The organism is Paenibacillus sp. V4I5 (genome assembly GCF_030817255.1).
Taxonomy (GTDB): Bacteria; Bacillota; Bacilli; order Paenibacillales; family NBRC-103111; genus Paenibacillus_E.
This window is the reverse complement of sequence record NZ_JAUSZB010000002.1, coordinates 6,752,450-6,765,649: the sequence shown is the minus strand read 5'-3', so window position 1 is coordinate 6,765,649 and position 13,200 is coordinate 6,752,450. Positions and strand designations below refer to the sequence as shown.

Genomic DNA, 13,200 nt, shown 5'->3' with positions numbered 1-13,200 from the left:
CGATACTCCTCTCTTCCACAATGACTTAGATGACGCCTTCGCCGCGAACCAGCTTCGACAGGCCATTGGCTACAAACAGCAAGAACAAGCTGATAATCGATTTCAGAATGCTGACCGCCGTCGCGAACCCGAAGTTGGAATTCACCACCCCGATGTTGTATACGTACAGATCGAGCACCTCGATATGATTCATGTTTATCGCGTTCGAGAACACATAATATTGCTCAAGCCCATTATTGATAAAGTTCGCGATTCCCAATATGAGAAGCACGAAGAATGTCGGTATAATCCCGGGAATCGTCACGTGCCATATCAACTGGAAACGGCTTGCTCCATCCACTCTCGCAGCCTCATACAATTCCGGATCAATCCCGGTAATCGCAGCAATGTACAAGATCGATCCCCAACCGAGTCCCTTCCATATGCCCCACAAGGTCATGGCCAACCAGGTATGGCTGTCCGATGCCAGCAAATTCAGCGGGCTTTCTATCAGATGCATGCTCATCAGCAAATTGTTCAGGAAACCGTTGTCAACAGAAAACAATATGAAGGCGAAGGAGTACACTAGCACCCAGCTGATAAAGTTCGGCAGCGTCGTAAGCGTCTGCACGATTTTCTTAAACGGCGCGTTTTTTATTTCCATCAGGAAAATCGCGAAGATGACCGGCAGAACCGAAGTCAGAATGCCAAGCGAACTGAACACCAACGTGTTTCGCAGGACCCTGAGAATTTCCTGGACCTGAGCCGGATTCGACACCAACTTGGTAAACCAGCTCAGGCCTACAAACTCGGTCTGGGACAGCGGAATGCCGGGCCTGTAGTCGTAAAAGGCATAGACCCAGCCGTACAGCGGCAAATATGAGAACAAAAAGACAAGAACAAGAAAAGGAAGAGCCATAAGAAATAATTTATGCTTATCTTTAAATTGAAAGCGCTTTCCCGAGACTGGTGAATAGGCGTGTTCGGACAACTTTGCGTTCATGTTTCTCCCCCCGCTATTAAATAATGTTTTCTTTCATTTGCTCACTTTTACTTGGATTTTCAAATCGGCTATCTTAGGAGGTCAAGAACTCCTGCTGGTATGACATTTCCTCATCAACTCCCTATCAGCGGTGGAACCTGCTTCAGGTTTTGCACCACAGATTCATTATGCGGGCAAACTCTCAACCTCTTTGTTTCGATTATAACGAAATCGTTTTCATCATAATACCCGATAAATTTCACTTAAAATCCAGCCATAATTAGTGTTTTTCCGTGCCGGAAAATAACCGGCAATACATCCCCATGACGCGGGGCTGGTCGGCAGCGAGAGAATTCTGCAGGCATCGTGCCTTTTCGGAAGACGCTTTAAATCAACAGTCGAATCGCTTGCTACTGTAAGATCACTCTTGACAGAAAAACACCCTTCTTGAGCAACATATCTGGGGCAAATTGTTCAACTTATACTCTTTTTGATCTATATCGATGGCTAAAAGCATTGTTTTGAAGCCATACGCCTTGTCATAATAGGCCTTGATTCGTTCACTTGCCTTTGCGTAAACCACATTGCACCTGATGGTTCTGACCACGGAAATTCATTGGTTGTTCATGAAGCCGTTGTTTCTGGTAACCGCAGCATATCTTGGTTTGTATGGCATCTACCGTCTGATGTACGGTTTTCTTAGAAGGTACCGAAAGGATTAAGTTTCTCTTCGGAATAGAATGTTCATTGAACAAGAAGAGGCTATCCCCGGTTTAATAACCACTGGGATAACCTCTTACATTTTTACTGCAAATATTGTTTAGTCTGCCGAACCTACCAATTCATTACCTCTTTTATTTTGGCAATCAGCTTGTTTGCAGCTTTGGTTTGGGTTGCCTCCGACGGATGCCAATCTGCACCGAAGCCGTCTTCCCACAATTGAACGTCAAACTTCATAACCGAAATTTTGGTATCGCCGGTTTGATTCGTATAAGCTGCGGCTGCTTGCTCCACCATCGGGAAAATTGCATCCCCCATTATGCCCACGGTGCACATCAAACGCGCATTCGCGTTACGCGATCGAACCTGCTTCAGGAATTCGACATAGGCATCTCTGTACTCAGCTTGCTTCACCGAATCATCCTTTGTATACGAATAATCGTTCGTCCCAAGATTTATTACAATCAGATCAGGTACGAATTTGTTAAAGTCCCATGGTGAGTTGTTGATATCCAGATTCCCGTCAATACGGCCGGCAGATCTGGCAATGATGTCATAATTATTCGGAACCAGCAGCCCGGTGTTCTTCTCACCATTACCGGTATAGCCAGAGACGATGCCATGACCGCTGTAGGCAACCACGCTGTAGTCGGCCTGGAGCGCAGCTGCCGTTTTATATGCATAGGTTTTGGTCACGTCTTCTGTCGCAGTGGAAAATCCGTTCTCCTTCACATCATCAACCCCGTAGCCGGCCGTGATCGAATCGCCGATGATCTCGATCTTCCGAGCCGAACCCTGCGTCGGGTGAATCCCATCCACAGAATTAACGCGAATCTCCTGGATTCCTGCGGTAGATCTGATCGCCTCCGACAGCTTGACGACCTTAATGACGACATCCTGTTGTGTAGCACTTTCAAATACGGTGTAAGTCTTCTGAGACTGTTTTAATAAATCGTCTACGACTCGTACGCCGTTAACATAAATGCCGATCCTTGCATAATCGGTCTGCCCTAACGCAACCTGGTCGCCTTTCATCGTAATTTGCGCCTTTGTGCCTCTAAACTTGTACTCCGCCCCGCTGCCGGACAACGCCAACCAAAGCGTGTCATTATAGAAAACGGTTCTGCCGATCTGCTTTACGAAGTCCTTATTTGCTCTAAATAATTGATCACCCTGCAGCAATATAATATTGTCTACATTCCAGCCCGTATCTCCAGTATCATATTGGAGCTTCAATGTCGCGCCTGCAGGAATATTGACCGGCATGGTCACGCTGGTGTAGGCGCCATTCCAAGTGCCATTCCCGGTGAAGTTGATGGTCTGTGTCTTAACTCCATTCACGTACATACTATACGTACCCGAGCTAGTGGCAGCATATCTCACAGTAAGGCTGTTTGCAGCAGGGACATTGTTGAACTGAAGGCCATTGCCGCTCACATGAAGATACTCGACCGCTTGACCGCCTGACGCTGAGGAGTCATTGTAGACAGAAGCGAATCCCAGTCTGGTCGCAGTTTCCGCTTCAATTGGCGCAGGAGAAACCCGAATATGGTCGAGGTTAATGATTCCCGTATCGCCATTGTCAAATTTGTAAGCGATCGTATTGACGCCAGCATATAAATCCAACGTTTCCGTTTGATCGCCCCATGTATCCCAGTTCGCAAGCAAAGGCAAGCTTGTCTGCTTGATTTTCGTTCCATTTACAATAAGACTCAGTGTAGCCGGATTATAAGTGGCATTGCCGTAACGTGCGGTTACTTTGTATTTCCCTGAAGCCGGAACGTTAGCGGTAAAAGTCGCTGTTCCTCCAAAATTCCAGTATCCATCCAGAAAGCCGCTGCCCGTGTATCCAGGATGATTGGTATTCACCTGGAGCCCGCCTGTCAGCTGGGCTTGTTCGGCTTCAAGCTGAATGGTGGCTGCATTCGAAGGATCGCTGTCAGCAGCTGTGGCGGGAAGCGCGCACATCAGCAGCAGTGAAACGGACATACATAAGGAAATGATTTGTTTGATGAAGCGAAGCGACTTTTTTCTTGTTGTCATCTTGATGGTCTCCTTTTTTTTAATTTTAAAAGCGCATACATCTAAACTTTGGAAAACACTCCCCGTGGTTTACAACAGTGAACCGAGTATACAGCGCGTTTACATGATAACGATCTGTATACATTTTTTTTGAGAATACCCAGTTGGGTCTATTTAGACCTGTCTATTTACGGGAATTGAGCAGTCTAACACGTGAGATAGACAGCTCCGACATTGTTATTTTCCAATAAGTTACAGTTGTGGTTTCAGGCATTAGTAAGTGTCACGGATTCAGGAGTTTATGAATGCTCCAACAATTTCCAATTGGGAGAAAGGTGCTCGGCAGGTGATATCCCCCGTCGGAACGCCTTGCCATATTACTGGGCCGTGCCTGTGACGCTCGTGCCGCTTTTTACAATTGTGTATTTGACGATTTGCCCGCTCCAGAAGTGGAACGTCAGAATCACCGTTCCGTCAGTTGTTTCATTGAAGAAATTCGAGGTAATCGTGATTTTATTGTTGGTATAGTCGGGTGAGAAGATATAGTTAAATTGCTTGTAGGAAGTCCAGTTATGCGGACCGGCGTTGCCGCCTGCAGCGTACACGGCCTCCATCGTGGCAAGCTGGTCGCCGTTAAAGGCTGTGGGAATCGCAAAGCCGCTGGTCGCGCCCGATGCATTTTGCAGCACCGGCGTGTTATAGTAGCGCACATGGATCTTCGGTACCATGCTTGTAAGGTTTCACCCCCATCCTCTCGACTGCGGGTTGATATTGGCACATGAGCCCAATTTTCTCCTCGAGGGTGAACCGGGACACCAGATCGGCAACGCGGTCTTCGATTGCCAGTTCATGATTCTGAAACGGTAAAGACATTTGTCATCGCCGCCAAACCTCCATTTTAAGGTATTTAGAAATCGTCTTAGCTCAATCTGCCATGGTTGCCGTGGCATTGAAATGGCCTAATTGCTCGGGCCCCTAAACATGTCCTATTTGTTTAATTGTAATCTGGCAGAGACCTTCCAATCCCCGCTGATCTTCGGGCAATATCATTCGACTTCATCCCAAGCAATTCGAACAGGTACATTATCTACCTACCGGCTCATAATCGAAGGAACGTGGATAATAACATTCTCTTTCATTTGTGCAACCATTGTTCCAGATAAAGAAAGAACCTCGAAATCTATTGCTGCGTATAGTCTCGAGGTTCTTTCAATTTCATGTAATGTAATTAGAGTAGCATTTTTTTCAAATCAAGTTCCTCAATCTGCTGGACAAGCTTATTTATTTCCAGACTGGTCATGGGGAACCGTAACAGTGATAGATGTTTCCGTAACATTCCCTGCACGATCTACCGCTCTATATTTAATCGTATAAACAAGAGGCTCCATACCCTTGGCTTTTATGGCCAACAGCATGAATTCCGTATCGAATGTGCCGAAATCGGCTTCTTGTACCATGGATTCGTAGCTGTCGACGGCTACGCTCGGCGTAATGGACAGCAATTTCACCTGAGACAGCTCATCCCCGGTTTCAACGGTTGCCGTTACCTTGACCAGACGGTTGTTGGCCGGCCACAATGTTTCCTTATCCAGGACAACATTCAGGGTAGGAGCAACCGTATCAATGATCAAGCTTCTGTACGTCCACTCCGACCAGGCGCCCCGATTGTCCTTCAATCGAACCCTGATCGACCAATCTCCGTCCGCCAATCCATCCAATGTGTATGAACTGGATGCGCCAGCCCGTTCACCGCTGTCCACGTCAACCGTCTCCCAACCGTTGCTGGAGGCTTGAACCTGATAGGCGGCTTGTACATCCACATCGTCGGCGTCAATGAACGTCCAGTCAATCTGCGGATTATTTAAATGGATTGCCTGGCCTTCCTCATACGAGGTGATCGAGACGGCTGGAGCCGAATTCGCTTCGGACAACAACGCAACCAAGAAGGTCAGGGGCGAGTTGTAATTCAAGGCTTGCTCATTGGTTTCCCAGTCGATAGAGGAATTGTTGTACGCTTTGGCGTTGAAGTTATAGATTTGTCTTGGGAAGTTATTCGGACCGCCAGGCATGTAACCGCTCGGCATCTCCAAGAGATAGTCGCCATTGTAAATTTCATGGATGGTTCTAGTCACTCGGCGCTCCCCGTGCCCGGTAATATAGCTCATCTGCAGCGGGTTTATCCCAAGCAGATAGTTCAGATTGCCGCTTGCTACATTTCGGTCATCTTCATTATACAATCCCAGAAGGCGGCTGCCGATCGCGAGGCCGACCGGAACGCCGGCATTATTGGAGTTCGCTCCCCAATAAAATCCATCCAGGGTGGAATTCCCCCACACCGATTTATTCATACTGGCATTGATGATAATGTCACGCCATTGTACAAATTTATCGGTAAACCATGTCTTCACTGCGGCGTTCGGCTGCTCCCCCATCATGTAATGGTAGAAGCCCATCCTATCCAAGGAGCCGATATTGTGCGAGAAAGTTTCACTCTCGAAAATAGCAGCATGCTCCAGGTAATGAGCGACGACGTAATCGTTATACACTTGCTCTCCTGTTGCCCGGTACAGCGTCGCTGCGGCATAAAAGCGGTCGTTCACATCGCTGTTAGAGTTGTATGGACCATCCGGCTGCGGGATGAATTCCGGATGCTGCTCCAGATAGTTCCATCCGCGGAGAGCGGCGGCCTTCAACGTCTCGGCATAATCCGTTAACCCAGGGACATCCTTCATGACGATATACGCATGAGCCAGAGCGCCAACTGCAGCGCCAGTGTGGAACGTCGGTATGAGTCTATTGCTTGCCGTTCCATCCATGATATAGCGACCAGGTGAATGATCCCGAATGACGTAAGCATAGAAGCCTCCTGTGGCCTCATCCTGCATTTTGAGAATAAAATCCGTTTCAACCTTGATCTCGTCCAGCAGATCCGGGATGCCGTTTCCGCTTTCCGGGATATTCAACAAATGGTCCTGGAATTGGCCTGGAAAGCTCTCGTATGCCCAGAGGAGGTCAGAGATGGCTGTCGCTCCCACTGTGACATATTTGCCCAAGTCGCCGGCATCCCACCATCCGCCGGAAACATCCTTCGTAATAGTCGGATCGGACTGGAACGGAAGGTTGTGATCTTCCTTGCGAGCGCCGGTCCTGGCGAAGATCCCTGCGTGTTCCGCTAACAGATCCTCATTGGCGCGCTGGAAGTAGAAGAACTTCTGCACATCTTTCAAAAGAGTGCTATAGATACTGCTGTCTCCAATCTTGAAGGCAACGGAAGGTTCAGCGACCCCATCCACAGTCAGCACATATTCGCCCGGTTCGTTCAGGCCGGTGAAGTCCGCCTTCAGCACCTTCTCCCCGGAGGAAGCATCATAGGCTGCAACCAAGGACAACGCGCCGGAGTAAGCGATGCTCATATCCGATGCCTTTCTCACTTGAAAAGGTGTGCCGGGTACAGCGGTCAGTTTGTCGTAATAGCCGCTGACCAAAGCGTATTTCTCGCTATTAACAATATAACCGACCTGATTCACCTTGATCGGAGCATAGCTTGCCGCCTTATCCGGCGATTTGATGACAATATTGCTGATCCAGAACGTTTTCGGGTTGTTATCCCCGGTGAAGTTCAGCATCTGCACACTGGAACTACTGAAAATGCTTTTGGAATCAAAGATATTCTTCAGCGGAACAGAATAATGTTTCCATTCTGTTGTAAGTTCCTCTCCTAACGGAATCGATGCAGTCACAGAGGTTTGATGCGGATGCTCATCGTTATCCGTAAAAAACTCTCCGTCGACCAGCCGTTCCGTGACGACATCAACAAATCCCACGGAGAAGGTTTCACCGCCAACCGCTCCGACCGCATCGAACTCTAATGTACCATTTTCGTACGGGCTTATATCCAACGTCTGCCAACCGTTCAGGATATAATTGGCTCCCCAGAAGCTGTCGACAGCGATTTTCTTCGCTGCCTTACCCTGATAGGTTTCGTCGGTTACCGTGCTGCCGTAGCCGTACGCAAAATCATTCATCAGGAGATCCTTCAGCCTGTTCCAGTCCGCTCCTCCAGGAGGGAGATATAGATTGGTTGAATCGTTTGTGACAAAGCTGTCTGAACTGGAACCGCCGACGACGCTGTCAGCAGCTGCAGCGGGAAGCGCGCACATCAGCAGAAGTGAACCGGATATGCATAAAGAAATGATTTGTTTGGTAAAAAGAAGCGGCTTTTTCCTTGTTTTCATCTGAATTTTCTCCTTTTTTTTAAGTCGACTTTTTTTTAAGTCGACTTTTATTGAAAGCGCAATTAATTTCGGCCGATCGCGAGGAGATGTTCCCAGCCTTCCGCAAGATTGTTGCGGGCCCAATTCGCGTGGTCTTTATTTTCATATTGCCGGAAGGTACATTCAATCCATAAGATCAGATCCAGATAAAAATCGTACATCACTCTGCGCCGCTGCTGATTTCGGGTTGCAACGGCAAGCCCATAGCCCCTTGAGAACCCAACGGATCGGTTGAAGCGGCCGAAATAAACCTCCATCAGCGGGTCGCCCCAAAGCGCTCTTTCGAAATCGATCAACCCTGTTATTTTCCCATGCTCGACAAACACATTCCCATCCCATAAATCCCAATGCACGAGACGGGGCTGTACGACTTCGTGCAAAGCATCCAGATGCCGTTCGATTTCCGATTCGATAACCGCATCGCCCGCAGGCAGCTCGACTCCGACATCTCTGCCATCAGCCAGCACGCCCCGGATCATCTGTTGAAACGCTTCCGCCCAGGAGTCATTCCACGATTCTTGCTGCAGAAAATATCCGAATTTCTCCCCTTGCACTTCATGGATCAAGCGGCTATAGACGCCAAGCTCAAATTCGATCGCGTCCTTCTCTTCCTGGGAAAGCGTCTCCTTAATTTTGTTGTAAGGAACTCCCGAAAGCCGCTCCATAATAAAGTACTCCGCATTAATCAAGGTGCATGTATCGTCGTGTGCGAGCACCTTAGGCACAGGCAGTGTGCCGCTGTTGTCAAACAAGCGTAGCGCCTCGACTTCGGTGCGCATCAAGTTTGCCTCATAACGCATCATTTTTGTTCCCTTGAACGGCGCTGCTTTTAGGATTACCTCGCGGTCGTCGCTTGTGATAATCGCGTATGCGCTGTTTGCCCACCCATCCGTTAATTCTTTCGTTTCGACGACCCGGCTTCCGAAGGCTTGGTGAATAATTCGTTCCATATCGCTGTCTATCAGCTTGGGTTTAATATTACTTTCCATAATATTGGTCACATCTTTCTATAAATTTTAATAATCCCCTGATGTTTCCAATTGACCATCACTTGCAATCCTTGACAGCATTTCATCATCTACCCATACAAACCTATTCGATATGAATTACCGGCTCATAATCGAACCAATCAAAGAGTGCCGGCGTACTCTGTCCTGTTTCGCAAACGGCATACATCGCAATAACTACTCCCGTAAAGCCGCCTGCTACCTCCGTTGAGAGCAGATGCGTTTCTCCCGAGCCCAACTCAAGGACATTGGATTGATTTGGCTGAATGGAGAAAACAAAACATTCCGGCCTAGCCTCAATCTTTAGCACGACCGGGCCGGCTGCGCATTCGTGCGTGTGCTCTGTTCTCAATGATCCCACGGTCCGACGTAATACGATCACCTTGCGTCCTTCCTTGAACTTTACGGCAAGATCATAATGATACCCATCGTTCATAAATACGGTAAGTCCGGCTTCCTCACCTTCGCTTTTCGGTTCGAAATCTAGTAGGGCGGCTATGTTGCATGACAAATGGCGCAGACGCCGGCCCACAAAGGCGGGGGCGCCGGCATCGTCGAGCAACACCATATTCCCACGCAGCACCAAATGTCCCGGACTTTCGTGGAGCGACCAGCTTTCCGGAGTCGGATTCCGCAGAAACACCCAATCAAAGCCTAGCGTTGTTTCATCAAAATCATCTCTGATTGCCTTATGCGGCCACCGGACTTCCTGCAGCTGCGGAGCCTCCATAACGGACTCGATACGCCCGCCGATACCGATGATCGGCCAGCCGTCATCCGTCCATGACACGGGCGCCAAAAAAGTCTCTCTGCCTAGATGATGCCGCATCGGATAAGAAACAGGCCTGATTCCCAAGAAAACCGCCCACCAGCTGCCGTCATGCGCCTGTACCAGATCTGCATGCCCGGTTGCGTGTATGCTGCTCTTCAAGCTTCTATGAGACAAAATCGGATTATGGGGACACGGTTCATACGGTCCATAAGGGGCGCTGCTTCTCGCTATCGTCGCCATATGGCCGTATTCAGTTCCGCCTTCAGCGATCAGCAAATAGTAAAATCCTTTGATCTTGTAAAGATGAGGAGCTTCCGGGTACGCTCCGCCCGTTCCCCTCCAAATCTGACGGCTCTCAGTCAGCATGCTTCCGGTCAATATGTCAATCTCGCATTGATAAATGCCGTAGCCTTCATTGCCGTCGCAATTGGATTGAAAGTATACACTGCCGTCTTCATCGAATAATAGAGAAGGATCGATGCCCTTCTGCGCGACAGGTATTGGATCGGACCAGGGACCTTCCGGCTGCCTGCTTCGAACAAAAAAATTGCCGACCCCGCTCACATTCGTCGTTACCATATAGAACCAGCCGTCGTGATGGCGGATCGTCGGGGCGTAGATTCCTCCCGAGAGCCAAGTGTTTCCCAAAGGCAACTGCTGCTCGGTTGTGAGGCAATGTCCGATCTGGCGCCAATTGACAAGATCCTTGCTGTGAAATAGGGGGACTCCGGGAAAATATGCAAAAGAGCTTGTCACCAGGTAATAATCATCCCCGTTCCGGCAGATGCTCGGATCGGGATAAAAGCCGGGAATGATCGGATTCGTATACAACATTTATTTCTCTCCTTGTTTGCGGGTCTGATGTAAAAGCGTATTCATCATTATTTATATAAAAAAATGAAGTTCTGAGATACCTACGAAATTTGTGAATTTTTCATAGAATAATTAGATATTACGCCACCATTCCATATCTTCATCGCTCTGGTAGACATGTTTAGTCACCCCCTTTAAAGAGATAAAGAGCAGGACTTCACAGCCGCTGCTCTTCCGTTCTTTCCGTTCTTCAGGGATTCACAAACTGCCACTGCAGGTTGGTACTGGGATCGCTGCTCCACTGTTTCAAGTCGGAGCCGTTAGCCGTATTGCCGCCGCCATCCAAATAAAGACCGGTAGAAACATTCTTTATCCTATAATTACTTCCGTAGGCTTCCAATACCCACCTCTGGTTCCAACTGGAGCCGTTGCTCCACTGTCCGCTAATAGAGCCCGCTGCGGTACGGCCCATACCGTCAAGATACAAACCTGTCGCAACATTTTTGATTTTGTAATAGCTTCCGTAGAATTCCATTATCCATCGTTGGTTATTGCTGGTACCGGCGCTCCATTGGCCTGCATTCGAGCCGTCTGTGGTACGGCCCATGCCGTCAATATACAAACCTGTGGTCACGTTCTTCATTTTAGAAGTGTTCATGACACTCATGATCACATCAATAATTCCTTGCTGTGTGATCGTATAGGTAGACCTGTTAAACAATCCAAAACCATAATTTCCATTCCATCCATTATCCCAAATAATCGGTACCGAACCGTATTTCCTGGCTGTTGCGCTTACCGCTTTTGCAAATGCCGCACGATACGTATTATTCGTTGAATCAAACGCTGTTTTATCTGCGGAACCGAATTCACCGACGACCACAGGATATCCTTGGGTTACGAATTTATCATACGTGGACTTCAGTTGCGAATCCAAATAATCTTCCTGTCCCCAAGTTGACTTTTTCGACGTGTTGGCAGCTGTTGCTCCCCATTGGGTTATGGTACCGGATTCCTCACCGCAGAAGTCCCAAGGCGAGTAATAATGAACGGATATCATGATTCTTTTTTCAGAACTCGGAATCGCAGTTGATCTGTAATTGTCTGTAGGAAGCGCAAAGCCATAATTGCCTACAGTATAATCAATGCTGGTATTCCAGCCGGGAATCAGAAGCCATCTCGCGCTATTGTTTCCTCCGGTTTGTCTTACGGCATCTACAAAGATTTGATTATAAGCATTAAGATTTGAATAGTATGTGGTGTTTGGCGTTTCCCACGTCCCATCAAATTCTTCGTTCATGGATTCAAAGATCAAATGCTCATCATAATTGACAAACGTATTAGCAATCTGCTGCCAGACTTTTTGATATTTGGCCCTGATCGTTGTTTGATCGTTTGAATTGACTAGCAGCCAAGAACCGGGAACTGAATTGTACCCGTCTCCATGAATGTTGATAATGACATACAAGCCTTCGTTGTAGGCATAGTCCACGACTGTTTTCACTCTGTTCAGCCATGCAGAATCAATCGTATAATTCGGTGCGCTCCCTATCTTATTCAAATACGAAACAGGGATACGGATTGTTTTAAATCCTGCTGCTTTTACCTTTTGAATGGACGCCTGCGTGACATTAGGAGTGCTTTCGCTGGGTGTACCGTTGGAACTGAGTTCAAGCTGGTTTCCCAGATTCCAGCCCGCCCCCATTTCAAAAACAATTTGCGAAGCATTCAATTGCGTGAAATCGGTTGTTTCTGCAGATGCTGACGGAATCCGACCGGAAATGACAGTTGTAAACACCAATACCATGGCTAACAAAAAGATCCTGAAAGACTTTACTTTTGACGACATAAATAACACCTCCGTCTTCTTATTTTTGGTTACTTTTACACGAGTTCAACCAAAGAACTTCCAACCGGTAACAACCTTGTTCATCACCTCCTTTTCCATTAAGGTACACTTTCAGCGAATGGCCAACGGGCTGTTCTGAACGATGGATAGCCATTCGCGGGCAATGAGTTCATGGCCGACAGCCGTTGGGTGAACGCCGTCCCATATCCAATAGGCGGCATCTTTGCCGGACGAGGCCTTGTCGAACGCCTCCTGTAATGGAACGAATACCGCAGTGTATTCCTCGGCCAAACGGCGAACGATACGGCCGTAGTCATCGATCCGTTTTCGCCACTCATCCCATTTTTCCTCAGTCACCCCGACTTTCAGTATAAACGGTTCGCACAGCGCTAATCCTGCGGAAGGCAACATCTCCTTCGTTTCCGCCAGCAAATGCCGGTACGCTCTTTCGAAACGGTCGCCCGAACAACCCGCCATAATCCGCCAAACGTCGTTAACGCCGATCAGGATGCTGATCAGATCCGGCTTTAGGCTGATCGCGTCATCATCCCAGCGGGCGTATAAATCCGAAACCCGGTTGCCGCTGATGCCCCGGTTGATGAAATGCGGCTGATTGCGTGCCATTTCGAAGCCGAGCTTACTAGCAATGATAAAAGCGTAGCCGTGTCCCAAAATGTGATTGGGATCCTCCTTGCGGTCCCGGTTGCCATCGGTTATGGAATCGCCTTGAAACAGAATCGTTTGTCGTGTTGGATTCATGATTGATTTCCCTTTCATTCTCG

8 protein-coding genes are annotated in these 13,200 nt (G+C 48.2%); all 8 read right to left on the bottom strand.

Features of this window, described 5'->3' with window-relative positions:
* Positions 1-25: 25 nt before the first annotated feature.
* Positions 26-982: an ABC transporter permease gene (locus QFZ78_RS32890; RefSeq protein WP_307553533.1), complete on the bottom strand. Its 957-nt coding sequence runs from the start codon at positions 980-982 to the stop codon at positions 26-28.
* An 813-nt stretch (positions 983-1,795) separates the two neighbouring features.
* Positions 1,796-3,724: a GDSL-type esterase/lipase family protein gene (locus QFZ78_RS32885; protein WP_307553532.1), complete on the bottom strand. Its 1,929-nt coding sequence runs from the start codon at positions 3,722-3,724 to the stop codon at positions 1,796-1,798.
* Positions 3,725-4,080: 356 nt separating this feature from the next.
* Positions 4,081-4,431 carry a hypothetical protein gene (locus tag QFZ78_RS32880; protein ID WP_307553531.1) on the bottom strand — a complete coding sequence of 117 codons (351 nt, stop codon included), beginning with the start codon at positions 4,429-4,431 and terminating at the stop codon, positions 4,081-4,083.
* 549 nt (positions 4,432-4,980) lie between these two features.
* Positions 4,981-7,938, bottom strand: coding sequence for a glycoside hydrolase family 9 protein (locus QFZ78_RS32875; RefSeq protein ID WP_307553530.1), 2,958 nt, complete (start codon positions 7,936-7,938; stop codon positions 4,981-4,983).
* Positions 7,939-8,000: 62 nt separating this feature from the next.
* Positions 8,001-8,966: an aminoglycoside phosphotransferase family protein gene (locus QFZ78_RS32870; RefSeq protein ID WP_307553529.1), complete on the bottom strand. Its 966-nt coding sequence runs from the start codon at positions 8,964-8,966 to the stop codon at positions 8,001-8,003.
* Between the two features lie 103 nt (positions 8,967-9,069).
* Positions 9,070-10,590, bottom strand: a complete 1,521-nt coding sequence (locus QFZ78_RS32865; protein ID WP_307553528.1) for a glycoside hydrolase family 43 protein — start codon at positions 10,588-10,590, stop codon at positions 9,070-9,072.
* 229 nt (positions 10,591-10,819) lie between these two features.
* On the bottom strand, positions 10,820-12,418 hold the full coding sequence (locus tag QFZ78_RS32860) for a cellulase family glycosylhydrolase (RefSeq protein ID WP_307553527.1): 1,599 nt from the start codon (positions 12,416-12,418) through the stop codon (positions 10,820-10,822).
* Positions 12,419-12,529: 111 nt separating this feature from the next.
* Positions 12,530-13,177, bottom strand: a complete 648-nt coding sequence (locus QFZ78_RS32855; protein WP_307553526.1) for an SGNH/GDSL hydrolase family protein — start codon at positions 13,175-13,177, stop codon at positions 12,530-12,532.
* Positions 13,178-13,200 lie beyond the last annotated feature (23 nt).